Source organism: Streptococcus oralis subsp. oralis (assembly GCF_002096445.1).
Lineage (GTDB): Bacteria > Bacillota > Bacilli > Lactobacillales > Streptococcaceae > Streptococcus > Streptococcus oralis_N.
Genome location: NZ_NCUK01000013.1, coordinates 454,355 through 474,512 on the forward strand (window position 1 = coordinate 454,355; position 20,158 = coordinate 474,512).

At 42.0% G+C, this 20,158-nt stretch carries 21 protein-coding genes, 1 tRNA gene, 1 other RNA gene and 4 pseudogenes; 15 read left to right on the forward strand and 12 right to left on the reverse strand.

Annotated features, from left to right (window positions below; all coding sequences use genetic code 11):
• Positions 1-67: 67 nt before the first annotated feature.
• A pseudogene (locus B7721_RS10430) lies at positions 68-216 on the forward strand (IS200/IS605 family transposase); the annotation flags it as partial.
• 342 nt (positions 217-558) lie between these two features.
• Here B7721_RS10430 and B7721_RS05520 read toward each other — a convergent pair.
• The 7 genes and pseudogenes from B7721_RS05520 to B7721_RS05545 form a co-directional block, all read right to left on the reverse strand.
• Complete coding sequence (locus B7721_RS05520; RefSeq protein ID WP_061408833.1) at positions 559-933, reverse strand: hypothetical protein; 375 nt, start codon at positions 931-933, stop codon at positions 559-561.
• Between the two features lie 111 nt (positions 934-1,044).
• A pseudogene (locus B7721_RS05525) lies at positions 1,045-2,607 on the reverse strand (beta-carotene 15,15'-monooxygenase).
• Positions 2,604-3,014 (reverse strand): annotated as a pseudogene (locus B7721_RS05530) (ATP-binding cassette domain-containing protein); the annotation flags it as partial. The pseudogenes B7721_RS05530 and B7721_RS05525, both read right to left, overlap by 4 nt.
• Positions 3,010-3,177: pseudogene (locus B7721_RS10045) on the reverse strand (IS5/IS1182 family transposase); the annotation flags it as partial. The pseudogenes B7721_RS10045 and B7721_RS05530, both read right to left, overlap by 5 nt.
• 127 nt (positions 3,178-3,304) lie before the next feature.
• Positions 3,305-4,549 (reverse strand): NAD(P)H-dependent oxidoreductase, encoded by a 1,245-nt coding sequence (locus tag B7721_RS05535; protein ID WP_000673672.1) that lies wholly within the window; start codon positions 4,547-4,549, stop codon positions 3,305-3,307.
• 17 nt (positions 4,550-4,566) lie between these two features.
• A complete protein-coding gene (locus B7721_RS05540; RefSeq protein ID WP_000915930.1) occupies positions 4,567-5,172 on the reverse strand; it encodes an NADPH-dependent FMN reductase in 606 nt (201 codons plus the stop codon).
• Between the two features lie 18 nt (positions 5,173-5,190).
• Positions 5,191-6,120, reverse strand: coding sequence for an FAD:protein FMN transferase (locus tag B7721_RS05545; RefSeq protein ID WP_084878861.1), 930 nt, complete (start codon positions 6,118-6,120; stop codon positions 5,191-5,193).
• Positions 6,121-6,427: 307 nt separating this feature from the next.
• Between B7721_RS05545 and nox the strand changes: the two genes are divergently transcribed.
• The 3 genes from nox to pdxT all read left to right on the forward strand — a co-directional run bounded on the left by nox (position 6,428) and on the right by pdxT (position 9,418).
• Complete coding sequence (gene nox / locus B7721_RS05550; protein ID WP_084877943.1) at positions 6,428-7,807, forward strand: H2O-forming NADH oxidase; 1,380 nt, start codon at positions 6,428-6,430, stop codon at positions 7,805-7,807.
• Positions 7,808-7,960: 153 nt separating this feature from the next.
• Positions 7,961-8,836 (forward strand): pyridoxal 5'-phosphate synthase lyase subunit PdxS, encoded by an 876-nt coding sequence (gene pdxS / locus B7721_RS05555; RefSeq protein ID WP_084877944.1) that lies wholly within the window; start codon positions 7,961-7,963, stop codon positions 8,834-8,836.
• Positions 8,837-9,418 (forward strand): pyridoxal 5'-phosphate synthase glutaminase subunit PdxT, encoded by a 582-nt coding sequence (gene pdxT, locus B7721_RS05560; RefSeq protein WP_084877946.1) that lies wholly within the window; start codon positions 8,837-8,839, stop codon positions 9,416-9,418.
• Positions 9,419-9,437: 19 nt separating this feature from the next.
• On the opposite strand, the gene trhA is transcribed toward pdxT, so the two are convergent.
• On the reverse strand, positions 9,438-10,085 hold the full coding sequence (gene trhA / locus B7721_RS05565; protein ID WP_001097972.1) for a PAQR family membrane homeostasis protein TrhA: 648 nt from the start codon (positions 10,083-10,085) through the stop codon (positions 9,438-9,440).
• The gene (locus B7721_RS05570; protein ID WP_001087580.1) at positions 10,082-10,528 is read right to left on the reverse strand and encodes a DUF1836 domain-containing protein; all 447 of its coding nucleotides are present in this window, start codon (positions 10,526-10,528) and stop codon (positions 10,082-10,084) included. Before B7721_RS05570 ends, trhA begins: the two co-directional genes overlap by 4 nt.
• Before the next feature lie 134 nt (positions 10,529-10,662).
• Here B7721_RS05570 and B7721_RS05575 point away from each other — a divergent pair, with 134 nt between their 5' ends.
• The 7 genes from B7721_RS05575 (at position 10,663) to trxB (ending at position 15,017) form a co-directional block, all read left to right on the forward strand.
• The gene (locus B7721_RS05575; RefSeq protein WP_084877948.1) at positions 10,663-11,157 is read left to right on the forward strand and encodes a GNAT family N-acetyltransferase; all 495 of its coding nucleotides are present in this window, start codon (positions 10,663-10,665) and stop codon (positions 11,155-11,157) included.
• Positions 11,154-11,669: a methylated-DNA--[protein]-cysteine S-methyltransferase gene (locus B7721_RS05580; protein WP_084877950.1), complete on the forward strand. Its 516-nt coding sequence runs from the start codon at positions 11,154-11,156 to the stop codon at positions 11,667-11,669. The genes B7721_RS05575 and B7721_RS05580 overlap by 4 nt, the downstream gene beginning before the upstream one ends.
• Before the next feature lie 12 nt (positions 11,670-11,681).
• Positions 11,682-12,038 carry an arsenate reductase family protein gene (locus tag B7721_RS05585; protein WP_084877952.1) on the forward strand — a complete coding sequence of 119 codons (357 nt, stop codon included), beginning with the start codon at positions 11,682-11,684 and terminating at the stop codon, positions 12,036-12,038.
• 156 nt (positions 12,039-12,194) lie between these two features.
• The gene (locus B7721_RS05590; RefSeq protein WP_084877954.1) at positions 12,195-12,995 is read left to right on the forward strand and encodes an amino acid ABC transporter permease; all 801 of its coding nucleotides are present in this window, start codon (positions 12,195-12,197) and stop codon (positions 12,993-12,995) included.
• On the forward strand, positions 12,995-13,738 hold the full coding sequence (locus tag B7721_RS05595; RefSeq protein WP_000590997.1) for an amino acid ABC transporter ATP-binding protein: 744 nt from the start codon (positions 12,995-12,997) through the stop codon (positions 13,736-13,738). Before B7721_RS05590 ends, B7721_RS05595 begins: the two co-directional genes overlap by 1 nt.
• 77 nt (positions 13,739-13,815) lie before the next feature.
• Positions 13,816-14,040, forward strand: a complete 225-nt coding sequence (locus B7721_RS05600) for a DUF4059 family protein (RefSeq protein WP_000924294.1) — start codon at positions 13,816-13,818, stop codon at positions 14,038-14,040.
• 65 nt (positions 14,041-14,105) lie between these two features.
• Positions 14,106-15,017: a thioredoxin-disulfide reductase gene (gene trxB / locus B7721_RS05605; protein WP_000272342.1), complete on the forward strand. Its 912-nt coding sequence runs from the start codon at positions 14,106-14,108 to the stop codon at positions 15,015-15,017.
• A gap of 35 nt (positions 15,018-15,052) precedes the next feature.
• Here the strand turns inward: trxB and rlmB are convergent, their stop codons facing one another.
• A complete protein-coding gene (gene rlmB / locus B7721_RS05610) occupies positions 15,053-15,781 on the reverse strand; it encodes a 23S rRNA (guanosine(2251)-2'-O)-methyltransferase RlmB (RefSeq protein ID WP_084877956.1) in 729 nt (242 codons plus the stop codon).
• Between the two features lie 44 nt (positions 15,782-15,825).
• A complete protein-coding gene (def, locus tag B7721_RS05615; RefSeq protein WP_001272959.1) occupies positions 15,826-16,437 on the reverse strand; it encodes a peptide deformylase in 612 nt (203 codons plus the stop codon).
• 155 nt (positions 16,438-16,592) lie between these two features.
• On the opposite strand from def, the gene B7721_RS05620 reads away from it, so the two are divergent.
• The 4 genes from B7721_RS05620 to ssrA all read left to right on the forward strand — a co-directional run bounded on the left by B7721_RS05620 (position 16,593) and on the right by ssrA (position 19,808).
• The gene (locus tag B7721_RS05620; protein ID WP_000415548.1) at positions 16,593-17,912 is read left to right on the forward strand and encodes a CapA family protein; all 1,320 of its coding nucleotides are present in this window, start codon (positions 16,593-16,595) and stop codon (positions 17,910-17,912) included.
• Positions 17,913-17,935: 23 nt separating this feature from the next.
• Complete coding sequence (locus B7721_RS05625; RefSeq protein ID WP_084877958.1) at positions 17,936-18,763, forward strand: Cof-type HAD-IIB family hydrolase; 828 nt, start codon at positions 17,936-17,938, stop codon at positions 18,761-18,763.
• A gap of 1 nt (position 18,764) precedes the next feature.
• Entirely contained in the window at positions 18,765-19,400 is a 636-nt protein-coding gene (locus B7721_RS05630; protein ID WP_084877960.1) for an SGNH/GDSL hydrolase family protein, read from the forward strand.
• 60 nt (positions 19,401-19,460) lie between these two features.
• Positions 19,461-19,808: a transfer-messenger RNA gene (gene ssrA, locus B7721_RS05635) on the forward strand.
• A 131-nt stretch (positions 19,809-19,939) separates the two neighbouring features.
• Here the strand turns inward: ssrA and B7721_RS05640 are convergent.
• Positions 19,940-20,027 (reverse strand) — tRNA-Ser (locus tag B7721_RS05640).
• Between the last annotated feature and the right edge of the window lie 131 nt (positions 20,028-20,158).

The window sequence follows — 20,158 nt, forward strand, 5'->3', positions numbered from 1 at the left end:
ATTTCCATTCAAAATACCCCCTCCTGTTCAGATTGAAAAACAAGAGGGGGTATATTGTGGCAATTGAAAGTTTTGGGCGAGAGGAGACTATGTGAGTACCGTGGGCCTAAATGAAAAGATAGTTTCTAAATATATAGGCGATTGGGAAAAAATGACCTTGTCTTTGATAAGTTAAGTGGCAAAGCGTTCTCAGATGGCAGTTTTAGAACAAGGTAAAATCCCGTTTTCACGGGCATTAGTCAAGTAATCATAGCATTAACCTAAAAGAAGTTCAGCGAACGTCTTTAGACGTCGCTAAAGGGAAACGGCTTATAGCCGGTGTACAAGTCACCCGTTTTGACGGGTGGTTATGACTTCTCAAAATAAGCAAAAAAGCAGTAAACCATTGCGATTTACTGCTTTAAAAATTTTTCTATTCATTTAGACAAATTCTTATGTTTCATCGTCTTTGCGACTCCACTATTCATGATATCACAATAATCTCACTAGCAATCATGTATAGAGATGTTATTCCCAAACCCCAATTTGACGCACTGTAGATGATCCTCATTTCACATGCTACATCTGAAATGCTGTTATCCAAAAACATATTCCGGCTATAAGTGAAATCGGAGTCATAACATATTTTTCTTTCTTACTTTTTGAAATCATGTTCATAATCGTATTCAAGGATAGGTAAGCGGCAAAGAAGAAACAAATATATTTAGTAATCTTAAAAGAAAACCACAAGGGAAGCAAACCTCCAGCTTGCAAAATAATGATCATGGCAAAAATTTGGATAGCTACTGAAAGGACTGCCGCAAGTCTAAATTTCTTAGGTAAGATTTTATGTTGACCACCCATTGTATATTCGCCCAAAGGCAGACCGCAAGCAACAAGAACTGTCATAATTGCTATAACTCCAAATAATACTGCACCTAATATTGAAAACATAAATCGCTATTCTCCCTTCGCAAAATACAAAAAATTTTAATTACAAATTCAACTTTGTTTCACTTAGTATTCCTATAAAATTATAACAAATTCTTATCAAGTGTTCAAGTTTTATAGGTTTTTCTCAAGCTGGTCTGTTGATTTCCCTTTTCCTTTGTTCTTCCACCAATCGCTTAGGTCGACTAAGGATTGAGAGGCGGAAGGGATGAGAAGGAGGACATAGATATAGACATACTGGCTCTTGGTTTCCCAGAAGAAGTGGAAGAGGCCGCCCCCCAAGAGAAAGATGAAGGGATAGAGGTCAAAAGGCGTCAGCTTTTCCTCGGCGACGAAAAATTTATGCAGGATAAAGAAACAGGAGAGCAGATAGATGCTGGCTAGCAGGGTTAAGAGCAGGAAATTAACAATCTGATAACCTTTTCTTTCCTCATAAATGCTGCGCAAGACAGTTGGCTTCATGTATTGCTGGCGCTCAATCTGAGGCCCAGTCCAAATGGACTGAAAAGTCGGCTCAGTCCAGGTAGACTTGACCTTTTCGTAGAAGAATTTCAGCGCATAATCAGGATGCTTGCTGAAGTGAATCAGGATATCCTTCAAATCCCGAGTGGCCATTTCTGTAGCCAAATTTTCATCGTACTTGTTGCGCTTGAGAATCTTGGTATTGTAGGCATCGTACCAGCCTCCCAGACTCTGCCGATTAGGATCATCCCGCAGGCCCATAGTGATGTAGGCGATTTTTGGTGTGCCGACACCTATCTTGCCTCCGATCAGCTGTTCATAGTAGGCCGTCAGACCCTTGTTTGAAAGAACGATGCCGGCTAAAATCAGGATGATAGTCAGTGGTTTCTTCCAAGACCATTTATAAAAAACGGACAGGAAGTAGACGCCGATCAGCATAATGGCAAAGATAATGTAGTTGTTGCGCAGGAGGCAGGCCAGACTGATGCTGGCAGCTCCCAGCAAGGCATAGAGCAGGTTTCCTTTCTGATCCAGCTTGATAAAAGCATAGAGACTGAGCAGACAGAAGAAGAGACCGGGAATGGTACCGTAGACAAAGAGAACGAAAAAGAGTTGTGGTAGAAAGAGAAAAGTCAGCAGAATCGTGTATTTCTGAATCATTTCTCTGGCATTGAGCAGGGCTGTAATATTGTAGATCAAGAAATGACTGAGTAAAGTCCAGACGACATTCATGCTAAAGGCAAAATGAGTCGTCGGAGAAATAAAAGCATAAAGTCGCTCCAGAGTCATCAGTCCTAGCTGATGGGGATTGCGATACATGTAGCTTCCGACGGTTGTCAGTGAGCTGTAATCTCCTCAGTTAAAGGCTAGCGCTGCATTGAAAACGTGCTTGGCGTCAGCTCGAATGCGGCCATCGTAGGCCGTTATCAGAAAAATCGCTGTTGCTATAAAGATGAGGGAAAAAATCCAAAAAAGATGCTTGGTCTGAACCTTTTCCAACAGGGGCCGGATTAAAAAGAGGCTGAGGAGAAAGAGCAGGAGGATAGGGTAGAAATACCAAGGATTACTGACGAATTGGACCCCCTCAGCAATCCTCAAAGGGATGTAAGTATGGGACAGCAGAATCTGCCCAGACAGGAAAAGCAAGGCAATCGCAGTCATGGTCAGAATCAGGAAGTAGCCCAGGTTGAAAATGGTATTAGAAAATTGCTTCATGAGGACCTGACCTCTACCTTGATGAAATAGCGGTCTTCTCCCAGCTCAATCAGCTCGACTGGCTGAGGATAGAAGCGATCCATGACCTCTTTTTGAAGTATGTCTCCTTTAGGACCTTGGGCAATAATTTCAGCTTCTTTTAGTAGTAGGACATGATCCATAGCAGCAGTGATTTCCTCAACATGGTGGGTGACATAGAGGATAGTTGGAGCTTTCTCCATCTGTGTAATCTTACCAATCTGATCCAGCAGGCGCTCGCGAGCAAAGAGATCCAGACCGCTGGTCGCTTCATCTAAGATAAGCAGTTCTGGCTTTTCCATGAAACTGCGCGCAATCAGCAAGAGCTGCTTTTCCCCTTGAGAGAGACTGATGTAGCTCCGGCCAATCAAATCTTGTCCGCCAAGGGAGACCATTATCTGGACTATAGGTATCTTCAACTAAGTCATAGATAAAGTCAAAATCAACCTCTGATTCCACTTGGCGAAGAAAGTGATCTCTTGGGACCAATTCGTCTATCGTATAGAAGCCATATTGGCAGCGATGATAATCTGGTTTTTCTTTGTGAAACATAGTTAGCACCTCACAACTTTTCTTACCTCTATGATACAACTTTACAAAAAGAAAAGCCCTTAGAAAAGTGTCTTCTAAGGACTTTGTCTTCAATCTGAAAGGAGCCACCTGGCTCCTTTTTGGTTTCTTAGTTGCTTGCGCCAGAAGTAGCGTCAGCGTCACCACCGTGGCCTCCAGCATCCCCTGAATCAGAAGCACCAGAAGTAGCATCAGCGTCTCCATGACCTCCAGCAGCAGGAGCGAAAGGTCCACTACCACCTACCAAACGTTGACCAGTTTCTTTTAGGTACCAGTCAAGCCATGGTTGGAAGTTAAAGACGATTTCATTGATTCCAGCGTATGATCCATCAGGATAGTACATTGCTTGGTAGTTGTGTGTGTTGATGACACCTGCAGGAGAACCTGGAACGATCGTACGGACGTATTCTTGGTTTCCGTTGCGAAGTGTTCCGATAACCCACTCTACGTTCTTCATACGTGCTGGTGGAAGAGAACCATGAACAGTCGACATACGGCTACCTGATTGAGGTGGTACACGTTTAGCAAACATGGTGTCTGGATCTTGGTGAGCGTTGTTGTAGTAGAGGAATTGGTTGTTGTCGTCAGCGTATGTCAATTCAAATGGCATAGCTTTCAAGAACATATCAATTTGGTTAACTGTCAGGATACCGTGGTCTAATTTGACATAGGTATCACCAGAAACAGCACCAGTGATTGCTGCAACTTTTTCTACCCATTCTGGATCGTCAGGGTCAACTTCTGTAATGGTTGTAGCAATTGGTTTTCCACAATCCAAGTCTTCTGGTTCGATTGGTTTTGGTTTTTTCAATTTCGAAACGACTCCTACGTATTTTACAAAGTTATCTAAGCAAGTTTCAAGGAATTTAACAGTTCCTTCGTTGGTGATATTTCCGTTGTTATCAAAAGCTTCCTTAGCTTTACCAAGAAGGAATTCGTTACCTGGAAGCGTGTAGGCATTGACACCTGGAGCATCAAGGATTTTACGAAGGTGAACTTGGGCACGTGATGTTCCTTGGTCATAGTATGATGCACCCACAATCATGACAGGCTTGTTTTCAAATGGATGAACTTCGTATGAAAGCCATTCGAGTACAGATTTGAGTGAAGCTGAGATAGTGTGGTTGTGCTCAGGAGTGGCGATAATGACACCATCAGCACGTGTAATCTTGTTATACAAGAAACGTAATTGGAAGCTTTCGTCCCATTTTTCGTCTTGGTTAAACATTGGAACTTCGTCGATTTCAAGAACTTCTAATTCAAATTTGAATTTGAAATTGCGACGGATAAATTCCAAGAGTTTGCGGTTATATGATTGATCGTAGTTTGATCCAACAAGTCCAACAAATTTCATTCTTTCGGTCTCCTATCTTACAAATTTTCCCAGTCAAATTCTTCTGCATCTTTGCGAAGCAATTCTTGTGCATTGCGCAATTTCTCTGTAATCTTCACAAAGATACGGAAGTCATCAAAGATGGCATCCAATTTCTTGATGACATCAAGGTCAACCAAGTCGCCACTTGGGTTAAATGCTTGAAGAGAGTGAGAAAGCAAGAATTCATCTGGTAGAACATTTGCCTTAATTTCAGGAGCGTTCAAGATTTGACGAAGTTGCAATTGGGCACGAGATGAACCAAGTGTACCATAGGAAGCACCAGTGATCATGATTGGTTTGTTCAAAAGTGGGTAGATACCGTAAGATAGCCAAGCAAGAGCGCTCATCAAAACTGCAGGGATAGAGTGGTCGTACTCAGGAGTACCGATAATCACACCATCAGCCTCTTCAATTTTAGCTGCAATTTCAAGAATTTCAGCGGGAAGAAGTTTATCTGCAGGTTTGTTGAAAACAGGGATATCCTTGATTTCAACGAGTTCAATTTCAGCTTTATCAGCAAAGTGTTTTTGCATGTATTGGAGCAATTGGCGGTTTGTAGAACGTTTAGAGTTCGTTCCAACAATGGCAATAAGTTTTAGCATGAGATTTCCTTTCTCTTTTTACATAATACAATTTTGAAGGCCTGAAGAACAAGCAAGGCGTCCTTCTTTGTCGATGAGGATGGTTTCAATACCATCTATACTTTCGACTTGCCAGAGGATAGAAGCGCTTCGCTCTCCGAATAGGCGAGTTGTCCAAATCTCACCATCAACGGATTTATCAGAGACAATCGTCAGGCTAGCGAGATCAGTTTCGACAGGGAATCCTGTCTCACTATCAAAGATATGGTGATAGTCTTTTCCATCTACTGTCAGGTGGCGTTCATAGATACCTGAAGTGACAACGGATTTGTTAGAAGCAGGGATAGTTAGGAGATGATTGCCACGAGGATTTCGCGGATCTTGAATCCCAATCTGCCAGGCTTTCCCGTCTTTGACTTGATTGTTCCCGATGGTGAGGATATTTCCTCCGAGATTGATCAAGGCAGAGGTGACACCGTGTTCTTTCAAATACTGGGCAACCTTATCTGCACTATAGCCCTTGGCTAAGCAACCTAAATCAAGCTTCATTCCTTTCTTCTCTAAAAAGACAGTAGAGCTAGTCGGATCCAACTTGATAAAATGCGGGTCAACTAGAGGCAAGACAGCTTCGATTTCTTTAGAGTCTGGAAGCCGTGCATCTGCAAATCCGATTCGCCAGGTTTGAATCAAGGGGCCAATGCTGATGTTTAGATGGCTAGATGGAGCTAGGCTATGCTCTAACCCAAGAGCAATCAGTTCAAATAAGTCAGGATGAACCTTAACAGGTGCGATTCCAGCTTGGTAGTTGATTTCCATCAGTTCGGATTCTTGACTGTTGGCGTTAAAGCGGTATTCGAGTTCCTTGAGCAAATCAAAGGCTCCTTGAAGTAGGTAATCAGCCTGTTCACCTACTAATGAAATCGTGATAGTTGTTCCCATTAGCCGTTCAGAACGTGAATGAAGAGGCAAGCTACCAGCTCCTTTCTTCTTATAGGAAATCATTCAATATGAGGTAGTTAAAGAAAAATTAAACCCCTTACATTTTCTTTCCATGTATCTAGCATATCATAAAGTCAGCGTTTTCACAAATGAATTTTGACAAAAAGTCAAGAAATATGCTCAAAATTAATATGAAAACGATAGAAAAAGTAGATTCATCAATGTTAAGTGTATTTTTTTCTGAAAAAAAGAGAATTCTGAGCAAATATCTTGTAAACGCTAACAGTAAATGATATACTAGAAAGGTAAATCAAAAATTAAAGGTAGGAATTTTTCTATGAGTAAAATCGTTGTAGTTGGTGCTAACCACGCTGGTACAGCTTGTATTAATACCATGTTGGACAACTTCGGACATGAGAACGAAATCGTAGTATTTGACCAAAACTCAAATATTTCATTCCTTGGTTGTGGAATGGCGCTTTGGATCGGGGAACAAATTGATGGCCCAGAAGGTCTCTTCTACTCTGATAAAGAAAAATTGGAAGCAAAAGGTGCTAAAGTTTACATGAACTCACCAGTTCTTTCAATTGACTACGATAACAAAGTTGTGACAGCAGAAGTTGAAGGTAAAGAACACAAAGAGGCTTATGATAAATTGATCTTTGCAACTGGTTCAACTCCAATCTTGCCTCCAATCGAAGGTGTTGAAATCGTTAAGGGTAACCGCGAATTCAAAGCGACTCTTGAAAATGTACAATTTGTTAAATTGTACCAAAACGCTGAAGAAGTTATTGAAAAACTTGCTGACAAGAGCAAACACCTTGAGCGCATTGCCGTTGTTGGTGGTGGTTACATCGGTGTTGAACTTGCCGAAGCCTTTGAGCGTCTTGGAAAAGAAGTAGTGCTTGTCGATATCGTAGACACTGTCTTGAACGGCTACTATGACAAAGACTTTACCCAAATGATGGCGAAGAACTTGGAAGACCACAACATCCGCTTGGCTCTTGGTCAAACAGTTAAAGCCATCCAAGGTGATGGAAAAGTTGAACGCTTGATAACAGACAAAGAAACATTTGATGTAGATATGGTGGTTCTTGCTGTTGGTTTCCGTCCAAACACAGCTCTTGCTGACGGTAAGATTGAACTCTTCCGTAACGGTGCCTTCCTTGTAGATAAGAAACAAGAAACATCTATCCCAGGTGTATACGCTGTTGGTGACTGTGCAACTGTTTATGACAATGCTCGTAAAGACACTAGCTACATCGCTCTTGCATCTAACGCTGTACGTACTGGTATCGTTGGTGCTTACAATGCTTGTGGACATGAATTGGAAGGAATTGGTGTACAAGGATCAAACGGTATCTCTATCTATGGTCTTCACATGGTTTCAACTGGTTTGACTCTTGAAAAAGCCAAAGCTGCAGGCTATAATGCAACTGAAACAGGCTTTAACGATCTTCAAAAACCAGAATTTATCAAACATGACAACCACGAAGTTGCCATCAAGATTGTCTTTGACAAAGACAGCCGCGAAATCCTTGGTGCGCAAATGGTTTCACACGATTCTGCTATCAGCATGGGAATTCATATGTTCTCACTTGCTATCCAAGAACATGTGACAATTGATAAATTGGCATTGACAGACCTATTCTTCTTGCCACACTTTAACAAACCATACAACTACATCACAATGGCTGCACTTACAGCTGAAAAATAAAAAATGATGAGCTATCTGGCCTTAGCTGAAGGTCAGATAGTTTTTTTTTATGTTCCTGTACCCAGACAATTATTGTTTTTCTATCTTGTACTTCATTCTAATCTGGCTTAAAATGAAATGGTAGCTACCAATACAAATGATGAGGATTAAGAAATGACTGAAAATCGTTATGAACTAAATAAAAACTTGGCACAGATGCTCAAAGGTGGGGTTATCATGGACGTTCAAAACCCTGAACAGGCTCGTATCGCAGAGGCTGCTGGTGCGGTAGCTGTTATGGCCTTGGAACGGATTCCAGCTGATATTCGTGCAGCTGGTGGGGTTTCCCGTATGAGCGATCCAAAGATGATTAAGGAAATCCAAGAAGCGGTCAGCATTCCAGTGATGGCCAAGGTCAGAATTGGGCATTTTGTTGAAGCTCAGATTTTAGAGGCTATTGAGATTGACTATATCGATGAGAGTGAAGTGCTGTCTCCAGCAGACGATCGTTTCCATGTAGATAAGAAGGAATTTCAAGTTCCTTTTGTCTGTGGAGCTAAGGACTTGGGTGAAGCCTTGCGTCGTATCGCTGAAGGAGCTTCCATGATTCGCACAAAAGGAGAACCGGGGACAGGAGATATTGTTCAAGCCGTTCGTCATATGCGCATGATGAATCAAGAAATTCGCCGTATTCAAAATCTTCGCGAAGATGAACTTTATGTGGCTGCCAAGGACTTGCAAGTCCCTGTAGAATTGGTCCAATACGTTCATGAACATGGAAAATTGCCAGTTGTAAACTTCGCAGCTGGAGGTGTTGCAACACCAGCAGATGCTGCGCTGATGATGCAATTGGGGGCAGAGGGTGTCTTTGTTGGTTCAGGTATTTTCAAATCAGGCGACCCTGTTAAACGAGCAAGTGCTATTGTTAAGGCCGTAACCAACTACCAAAATCCCCAAATTCTGGCTCAAATCTCTGAAGATCTAGGGGAAGCCATGGTTGGTATCAATGAGAATGAAATCCAAATTCTTATGGCAGAGCGAGGAAAATAGATGAAAATTGGAATATTGGCCTTGCAGGGTGCCTTTGCAGAACATGAAAAAGTGCTAGATAAATTAGGAGTCGAGAGTGTTGAAATCAGAAATTTGGATGATTTTCAACAACATCAGAGTGACTTGGCGGGTTTGATATTACCTGGTGGGGAGTCTACAACCATGGGCAAGCTCTTGCGTGACCAACAGATGTTGATTCCTCTAAGAGAAGCCATTTTATCTGGATTACCCGTTTTTGGGACCTGTGCGGGTTTGATTTTGCTGGCTAAGGAAATCACTTCTCAGGAAGAAAGTCATCTTGGAACCATGGATATAGTGGTTGAGCGCAATGCTTATGGGCGCCAACTAGGAAGCTTCTATACAGAGGCAGAATGTAAGGGAGTTGGTCAGATTCCCATGACCTTTATCCGTGGACCAATTATCAGCAGTGTTGCAGAGGGTGTAGAAATTCTAGCAACCGTAGACAATCAAATCGTTGCAGCCCAAGAAAAAAATATGCTGGTAACTTCTTTTCATCCAGAATTGACAGATGATGCTCGCTTGCACCAGTATTTTATCAATATGTGTAAAGAAAAAAGTTGAGAAAAGATTCTCAACTTTTTTACATGTAATAAACAATGGCGATGTATTGGAGTGCAGATGCCGCTAGGATAAAGAGATGCCAAATCATGTGGAAATAAGGTTTTTTCTTAGCGTAAAATCCAGCTCCAACTGTATAACAGAGTCCACCAGTTACCATAAGACTCCAGAAAATTGGCGTTGTTTGACTGATAATGGCAGGAATGATAGCCAGAACCAACCAGCCCATGATCAGGTAAAGGGCAAGGCTGAATTTCTCATTGACCTTTTTAGCAAAGATTTTATAGAGGATGCCAAAGATGGTCGTTCCCCACTGAATGGCAATAATCAGATAGCCAAACCAGTTATTCATCAAAGTCAATACGACCGGCGTATAAGAGCCTGCGATAGCCACGTAAATCATAGAATGGTCGATGATTCGCAAGACGTATTTGTGGGTCGAACCATAGGCCATAGAGTGGTAAATGGTTGACGAGAGGAACATGAGAAAGAGACTGATAACAAAAATAGAGACGCCAAAGGATGATAAAAACCCGTGTGCTTCATAACTATAGGTGGATGAAATAGGGAGTAGGATGAGCATGATAACGGCACCCACAGCATGGGTCACACTATTAGCAATTTCCTCTCCAAAACTGAGCTTTTTACTGAGTTTTAGACTGGTATTCATTGGATTTCCTCCTCTTCTTTGATAAGGATTAAGTCTAGAGTTTGATGATAGAGTTTAACCGTTTGACAGCTGGTTTGGATAATAGGGTTTTTTGGATCAATCCCATGGTTCATGTAGTCTACAAAAGCGTCGTAGAGCTGGTCTGAGCTCGATTGAGTTTGCAGAGTATTGAGGGTCTGAGCGATTTCTTGGATTGAAAAGACAGACTTGAGAGTAGTGATGGCAATCAAACGGGCAATCTGTTTGCGTTGGTATTTTTTCTTGTCTGGCTTTGTCAGGTAACCATGTTTGACATAGTTATTGACCATGGATGCTGTTAGCCCCTTGTCCTTATCTGGAGAGATAGGGGCACAGACTTGATTGACATAAAGCAAAACCTGATCCAGATAGAGGTCAATGTTCGGAATGTCTTCCCATTTTGGGTAGGAAAAGTTAGAATTCATTTCCAACTCCTTTTTATCTAGTTTTGATAACTAGATTATAAAATAATAAAAAACAAAAGTCAAGTTTCAACTGCTTGTAGAAAGCTTTAAATTATGCTATGATGAGAGAAAACAGTTAGAAATGAGGGAAAAAGATGGAGATTCGTTTAGCTTTTCCAAACGAAGTTGATGCGATTATGCAGGTGATGGAGGATGCTAAAAAGTGCTTAGCCAAGCCTGGTAGCGACCAGTGGCAAAATGGCTATCCAAATGCCGATATCATTATTGATGATATCATCTCAGGCCAAGCCTATGTGGCCTTGGAAGAAGGAGAACTACTAGCTTATGCTGCTGTGACCAAGAGCCCGGAGGAAGCCTATGAAGCCATTTATGAAGGGAGTTGGCAGGGGGAAGAATTAGAATATTTGGTCTTTCACCGTATCGCTGTGGCAGCAGATGTCCAAGGACAAGGTGTTGCTCAGACTTTCCTAGAAGGCTTGGTTGAAGGTTTTGATTATCTAGATTTTCGTTCAGATACGCATGCAGAAAACAAGACCATGCAGCATATCTTTGAAAAGCTGGGCTTCCAACAGGTCGGTAAGGTTCCAGTTGATGGGGAACGTTTGGCCTATCAGAAATTAAAAAAATGAAGCAGAAAAAGTACGCAAAAATGCTCTACCCGTCGCCAATTGGAACCTTATCCTTAGTTGCTGACAAGCAATATCTGTATGGAATTTGGGTACAGAACCAAACTCATTTTGAGAGGGGAATCGCTGGAGATAGTATAGAAGTAGTTAAGAAACATCCTGTCCTAGACCAGGTTATTTCCTATTTAGATACCTATTTCGAAGGCAGTGTTCAGGATCTATCTGACTTACCTTTGGCTCCCATTGGAACGGATTTTGAAAAGCGAGTCTGGGCTTACTTACAGGCCATTCCTTATGGTCAAACAGTAACTTACGGACAAATAGCTCAAGATTTGCAAGTGGCTTCTGCCCAAGCGATTGGTGGAGCAGTGGGGCGTAATCCTTGGTCCATCCTCGTACCCTGTCATCGTGTGCTAGGGTCAGGCAAGCGTCTGACAGGCTATGCATCTGGAGTCGAAAAGAAAGCCTGGCTCTTGCAACATGAAGGTGCAGCATTTCAAGAAAATAAAAAATAGAAAGAAAAGAAGATGTTAGAATTTATCGAATATCCAAAATGTTCAACTTGTAAGAAAGCAAAAAATGAATTGGATCAACTTGGACTGGAATACCAAGCTGTCCACATCGTAGAAGAAACACCAAGTGAAGACGCGATTTTGAACTGGTTGGAAACTTCCGGTTTTGAAGTGAAACAATTTTTCAATACTAGCGGGATCAAATACCGTGAACTGGGCCTAAAAGATAAGGTGGGAAGTTTGTCAAAACAAGAAGCAGCTAAGCTTCTAGCGAGTGATGGTATGTTATTGAAACGTCCAATTTTGGTGGAGAATGGTGCTGTTAAACAAATTGGCTATAGAAAAACCTATGAGGACTTAGGTTTGAGATAGTTTTTATCTATCTCCTTGATAGGTAAAATATATAGCCTCCCTGTTTTAAAGTGTGATAAACTAGAAGATAGACAAAGTCTGAGCAGCCCGTAGCAAATAATTTGCTTGCGAGCAGAAGTATGATAGAATGAATCATTATCAGGAGAGGATGTTTTTATGACTGTTACAACATTTTTAGCATCAGATTGGTACCAAAGTTTGATGCAATTCATTCCGGATGGTAAGCTCTTTAGTTTGCGTTCGGTCTTTGATGGAATTCCAAGGATTGTCCAACAACTGCCTACAACCTTGATGTTGACGCTTGGAGGTGCACTCTTTGGTTTGCTACTTGCCCTGATTTTTGCCATTGTTAAGATCAATCGTGTTAGGATTTTATATCCCTTGCAGGCCTTTTTTGTCAGCTTCTTAAAAGGTACCCCAATCCTAGTTCAACTTATGTTGACCTACTACGGAATTCCTTTGGTACTGAAAGCTATCAACCAACAATGGGGAACTGGTCTCAATATCAATGCGATTCCAGCGGCACTTTTTGCGATTGTGGCCTTTGCTTTTAATGAGGCAGCTTATGCAAGTGAAACGATTCGTGCAGCCATCCTTTCTGTTAATCCAGGTGAAATTGAGGCGGCGCGCAGTTTGGGTATGACGCGAGCGCAAGTTTATCGTCGCGTGATTATTCCAAATGCAGCGGTAGTTGCGACACCGACTTTGATTAACTCCCTTATAGGTTTGACCAAGGGAACTTCTCTAGCCTTTAGCGCGGGGGTTGTGGAAGTCTTTGCTCAGGCTCAAATTTTGGGTGGAGCCGATTATCGCTATTTTGAACGTTTCATCTCCGTTGCCCTTGTTTATTGGGTAGTCAATATCGGAATTGAAAGCCTCGGCCGTTTCATCGAGAGAAAAATGGCTATTTCTGCACCGGATACAGTACAAACGGATGTGAAAGGAGACCTTCGTTAATGATTAAGATTTCGAATTTAAGCAAATCCTTTTCAGGACAGACAGTCTTGAATCATCTGAACTTGGATATCCAAAAAGGTGAGGTAGTGGCTTTGATTGGTTCATCTGGAGCTGGGAAATCAACCTTTCTTCGTAGTTTGAACTACCTTGAAACTCCAGATAGTGGAACGATTCAGATTGACAATTTTAAAGTTGATTTTTCTCAGATTAGCCAAGAAGAGATTCTAACCCTTCGTCGCAAGTTATCTATGGTTTTCCAACAGTTTAATTTGTTTGAACGACGAACAGCCCTTGACAATGTCAAGGAAGGTTTGGTTGTCGTTAAGAAATTATCGGACGAGGAAGCAACAAAAATCGCCAAGGAAGAGTTGGCCAAGGTTGGTCTTTCTGACCGTGAAAATCATTATCCTCGTCACTTATCAGGTGGACAAAAGCAACGGGTTGCCCTCGCGCGTGCGCTTGCTATGAAACCAGATGTCTTGCTCTTGGACGAGCCCACTTCAGCCCTTGACCCAGAGTTGGTCGGTGAAGTAGAAAAGTCTATTGCAGACGCTGCAAAGTCAGGTCAGACCATGATTTTGGTCAGTCACGATATGTCTTTTGTAGCCCAAGTGGCAGACAAGGTTTTATTCCTAGATAAAGGGAAAATCATCGAGTCTGGCACACCGGATGAAATCATCAATCATCCGAAAGAAGAACGAACAAAAGAATTCTTTGCTAGTTACAAACGGACTTATATTTGATATAATAGAACAAGGAAAACTCAGTTAGTTGGACTAGCTGAGTTTACTCTTTAAAAAAGATAGAAACGAGAGAGATCATGCTACTGCATCTATTTTCTTTGTATTTCGAGAGTTTGATCTTAACGACCATCCTTGTCGTGATTTTTCTGGGGATTTGGATCGGATTGAGAGCCATGTCTGGTGTGGACAAGACAGCCAAGGCTCGCCAAGCTCATCTCTATGATATGATTATGATTGGAGTTTTGGTCGTTCCGGTATTATCCTTTGCCGTCATGAGTTTGCTCTTGGTTTTCAAGGCATAATCCTTGCGTGACTAGCAAGAATGAGTTAGAATAAAGATAGTTACAACAAGAAAGAAGGAATCGAAATGTACGATACGATTATTGTCGGTGCTGGACCTGCGGGAATGACCGCTGCCTTATATGCTGCTCGAAGCAATCTGAAAGTGGCTTTGATTGAAGGTGGTCTGCCAGGAGGGCAAATGAATAACACATCTGATATTGAAAACTATCCAGGTTATGCTAATATCAGTGGACCTGAATTGGCTGAAAAGATGTTTGAACCACTTGAAAACCTTGGAGTGGAGCATCTTTATGGCTATGTTGAAAATATTGAAGACAAGGGTGACTTTAAGAAGGTAATCACTGATGATCAAGTTTACGAAACCCGTACTGTCATTGTAGCAACTGGTTCTAAACACCGTCTTTTGGGAGTTACCGGAGAAGAAGAACTGAACAGTCGAGGTGTTTCTTACTGTGCGGTCTGTGATGGAGCTTTCTTCCGTGATCAAGACTTGCTCGTAGTTGGTGGTGGAGATTCAGCGGTAGAAGAAGCTCTCTTCTTGACTCGCTTTGCCAAGTCCGTCACTATTGTTCACCGTCGAGATGAACTTCGTGCCCAAAAGGTTTTGCAAGACCGTGCTTTTGCAAATGAGAAAGTCAACTTTATCTGGGATTCTGTTGTCAAGGAAATCAAAGGTGAAAACCGAGTAGAATCTGTCGTATTTGAAAATGTAAAAACAGGTCAAGTGACAGAACAAGCCTTCGGGGGTGTCTTTATCTATGTTGGTTTGGATCCTGTTAGCGATTTTGTTAAAGAATTGAATATTCAAGACCAGGCAGGCTGGATTGTGACAGATAATCACATGAAAACTGCCGTTGACGGTATCTTTGCAGTTGGAGATGTTCGTCAGAAAGACCTTCGCCAAGTGACAACAGCAGTTGGAGATGGGGCTATCGCTGGTCAAGAAGCTTACAAATTTATTACAGAACATAGTTAAGAAAAAAGTTTCCAATCACTTGATTGGAAACTTTTTTATAGTCGGTTTCGGAAAACTTCGTACATGAGAATGGCTGCAGCAACACTGGCATTGAGGCTTTGAACATGACCATTCATGGGAATGGTTATCATTTCATCGACTTGTTTTTTGATGTTGCTGGAGATGCCTTTTCCTTCATTTCCTATGATGAGGGCGATTTTCCCTTTTGTATTCCACTTGTGGCAAGGGGTACCGTTCATATCCGTTCCGAAGGTCCAGAAGCCCTCATCCTTGAGTTTATCTAGGGTTTGACTGAGGTTGGTCACTCGCGCAATCGGTACATGCTCAATAGCACCTGTGGCCGTTTTGGCAACGACAGGAGTCACTCCGACAGCTCGGTGCTTGGGAATGATGACTCCTGAAACATTGGTTGCATCGGCTGTTCGCAAGATAGAACCTAGATTATGGGGGTCAGTTAACCCGTCCAGAATCAATAGCAAAGGGTTTTCTTCTTGACGCGTTTGGGCAAGAATGTGTTCTAGTTCGCTATAGGCAAATTCGGACACTCGTAGAACAAAACCTTGGTGAACAGCGCCTTCGGTCATCTCAGACAGGGATTTTTTTGAAGTCCAAGAAATGGATACCTTCTTTTCTGTAGCCAGTTCCTTGACTTTTTCAACATTCTTACCTCGAAGATCTTCTTGGAGGTAAAGTTTATTTCCAGTGTTTGCAAGGAGGGCTTCTGTAACGGCGTGGACGCCATAGACAATATCATTTGTTTTCATGCCTCTATTATAACACAAAACCCCGTCTTGCAACGGGATTTTCTTTATTCCAGAATCAGTAAACCATCTTTAACAGCAAATGGATCTTTCTCATTGATACGATCGTAAAACATGATTCCGTTTAGATGATCAATTTCATGTTGGACAACGATAGAGTTGTAGCCTTTGAGCTTGATACGGTGTTTTTCTCCGTCCTTGTCAAAGTAGTCAACAGTAACGCGAGCATGGCGGACTACATAGCCAGGTACGTTTCGGTCAACAGACAGGCAACCTTCTCCTTCGCCAAGAGCAGCGTCCTGAACAGAGTGAGAGACAATTTTTGGATTGTACATAACAGCTTGCAAGTCGTAGGCTTCCTGTGGAGTTTCACCTTCTTCCACAATATTTGGGACCAAGACGGCAATAATGCGTTTTGAAATATCGAGTTGGGGAGCAGCCAGCCCAACACCACCGCGGAGCCCCATTTTCTCAGCCATAACAGGATCTTGGGAATGTTTGAGGAATTGCATCATCTTTTCGCCAAGGATGATTTCCTGGTCAGACAGTGGGAAAGTAACTTCCTCAGCAACTGCGCGAAGAGTTGGATTCCCCTCGCGGATAATATCGTTCATATCAATTAAGTGAGCAGCTTTTGTAATACGTTCTATTGCAGACATTTTCTCTCCTTTCATTACCTCTACATGATAACACAAAATAGGCGAGAAAGAAAGTCGCAGAAGTTCCTAAAAAATAATATAATAAACGGTATTCCTCTTTTGTCTGTGGTATAATAAAAGAAAAGACTTGCACCAAAAGGCAAGGGGGAATAAAGATGGAAAAGCGACAAGATAGACGGTCTCAGGGCTCTCTTTATGGAGTGTGGAGAACTAGTGTGGATTTCTTTCGGAATTATAAATCCTGGACCAATGCCCAGTTTATTATTGTGTTATTGCTTGCAGTTGCCTTATCCATGGGGGGAAACTTATTAGTTCGAGCAGTACAAGGTAGTAAGGGAACGAGTCCTAGTAATCAAACTCTTGATTCTGCAAGTACTTCCAGTCAATCCAAGGAAAATCAGTCTGGTGAAACGACGGCACGTATCATGGCAAATGGTGACCTTCTCTACCATATCCCCATCTACCGAACAGCTCTTAAAGAAGATGGAACCTATGATTTCCATGAAAATTTTGAGTATGTAAAACCTTGGCTCAAGCAAGCTGATTTAGTAATTGGTGACTTTGAAGGAACGGTGAACAAGGACCACTATTTGGCAGGTTATCCTCTCTTTAATGCACCAGGGGAAGTCATGGATGCAATCAAGGATGCAGGCTACCAAGTTCTAGACTTGGCTCATAATCACATTTTGGATTCTCAAATTGAGGGAGTGGTTTCAACAGCTCAAGCTATTGAAAAGGCAGGAATGACACCCATCGGAGTCTACACACATGAATCCCGTGACCAAGCCCCTATAGTCATCAAGGAAGTCAATGGTATCAAGGTAGCTCTCCTGGCCTATTCCTACGGTTTTAATGGCATTGAGCAGTATATCTCTCAAGAGGACTATAATCGCTATCTTTCTGATTTGAATGAAGATAAGATGAAGGCAGAAATCGAGCGTGCTGAGAAGGAGGCGGATATTACTGTCATCATGCCTCAGATGGGAATTGAGTACCAGCTAGAACCAACGGAAGAACAGAAAACACTGTACCACAAGATGATTGACTGGGGAGCTGATATTATCTTTGGAGGGCATCCTCACGTCGTTGAACCTGCTGAAACAGTTGAAAAAGATGGTGACAAAAAACTGATCATCTACTCCATGGGAAATTTCCTCTCAAACCAGCGCATTGAAACCATGCAAGATGAGGAAAATGCCAAGTGGACGGAGCGCGGTGTTCTCATGGATGTGACCATTAAGAAAAAAGATGGCAAGACTAGGATTGAAACGGCCAAAGCGCATCCTACTTGGGTCAATCGAACACCCAAAGGGACTTACTCTCCAGAAGGTTATCCGCTCTTCCTCTATCAGACCTATATCCTAGAGGACTTCATCGAGGGAGGCAGTCACCGTGACAAGTTGGACGAGGCGACCAAGGAACGAATTGACACGGCCTATAAAGAAATGAATGAACATGTGGGGTTGAAGTGGTAGGTACTCGCCCTAAAGGAGACAAGATGACGATTAAATTGATTGCAACAGACATGGATGGAACTTTGCTAGACCCGAGGGGGCAACTGGACTTGCCACGTTTAGAAAAGATTTTAGACCAATTAGATGAACGAGGTATCCGTTTTGTCATTGCGACGGGAAATGAGGTCCATCGAATGAGGCAATTATTAGAACACTTGGCGAGTCGAGTGATCTTGGTTGTTGCTAACGGCGCTCGTATATTTGAGTATGATACGCTACTTCAGGCCCAGACTTGGGATGATGCTATGGTTGACAAGGCTCTCCTTCATTTTAAAGGGAGGGAGTGTCGAGATCAGTTCGTCGTCACTTGTATGAACGGGAGTTTTGTCAAGGAAGGAACGGTTTTTACAGACCTGGAAAAATTTATGACTCCAGAGATGATTGAAAAACTTTACCAAAGGACCAATTTTGTGGATGAGCTAAACTCAGACCTCTTTGGAGGAGTTCTAAAGATGAGCATGGTCGTTGGTGAAGAACGTTCTAGTTCAGTTTTGCAGGAAATTAATGATTTATTTGATGGTCGTGTAAGAGCTGTTTCTAGCGGTTATGGCTGTATTGATATCCTGCAGGCTGGGGTTCACAAGGCTTGGGGATTGGAAGAATTACTCAAGCGCTGGAATTTGACATCGGAACAGATCATGGCTTTTGGTGATAGCGAAAATGATGTTGAGATGTTGGAGATGGCTGGAATTGCCTATGCTATGGAAAATGCTGATGAAGAGGCCAAGGCAGTTGCAACAGCCCTAGCTCCAGCTAACAGCCAGGCGGGTGTTTATCAAGTCCTAGAGAATTGGTTAGAGAAAGAGGGATAAGGTGGCAGTACAGTTATTAGAGAATTGGCTCTTAAAAGAGCAGGAAAAAATTCAAACCAAGTATCGTGAATTGAATCAAGTATCTGTTCTAGAGCCAGATATCATCTTTATTGGTGATTCGATAGTGGAATATTACCCTCTTCAAGAGTTGTTTGGGGTTGCCAAAACGATTGTTAATCGTGGCATCCGAGGTTACCAGACGGGACTTTTATTAGAGAATTTGGATGCCCATCTTTATGGTGATGCTGTGGATCAAATTGTTCTCTTAATTGGAACAAATGATATTGGAAAAGATATTCCCTTGAATGAAGCTTTGGATAATCTTGAGCGAGTTATCCAATCAATTGCCCGAGATTATCCGTTGTCACAAATAAAGCTCCTTTCTATTCTGCCAGTCAATGAGGGAGAGAGATACAAGCAGACTGTTTATATCCGAACCAATGAAAAGATCAGAGAATGGAATCAAGCCTATGAGGCTCTAGCATCCGCCTATATGCAGGTAGATTTTGTGCCTGTTTATGATAGTTTGACAGATACAGAAGGACAACTCAAAAAAAACTATACAACAGATGGCCTCCATCTAAGTGTAGCCGGTTATCAAGTCTTATCGGAAGCCTTAAAAGGGGTTCTTTTCTAAAGAGGTGGCTTGATTTTGCATTTTTCATGAAGATAGGTTATAATGGTTCTATCATCTTTTGGGGTCGTTACGGATTCGACAGGCATTATGAGGCATATTTTGCAACCCGTGTGGCGACGTAAACGCTCAGTTAAATATAACTGCAAAAAATAACACTTCTTACGCTTTAGCTGCCTAAAAACCAGCAGGCGTGACCTGATTTGGATTGCTCGTGTTCAATGATAGGTCTTATGATTAGCGAGATACGATCAAGCCTTGTCTAGTGGTTTGATAAGAGATTAATAGACTCGCAGTTCCTAGGCTTGAGTTATGTGTCGAGGGACTGTTAAAACAATACATAACCTATGGTTGTAGACAAATATGTTGGCAGGTGTTTGGACGTGGGTTCGACTCCCACCGGCTCCATTATTCTTTCACCAACCTTGGAAAAACGTTGTTAAATCAACGTTTTTTTGTTTTTGTCTTTGGTATTCCTTGGTATTATTTTGCTAAAAAAGATACAACATTGTTGTATCTAAAAAAATAATTTTGCTTTTCTACGGAAGACATGGGATTCGAACCCACGCACGCTGTTACACGCCTACCGCGTTTCCAACACGGCCTCTTAAGCCTCTTGAGTAATCTTCCAATACTTACTCAAATAGTCTACCATAAAGCCACTTATCTTGCAATAAAAATTTTGGAAATAAGAAAAATGATAGAATTTGAAAGAAAATGATAAAAAATGCTTGACTTTAGTAGAGAATGTGCTAGAATGA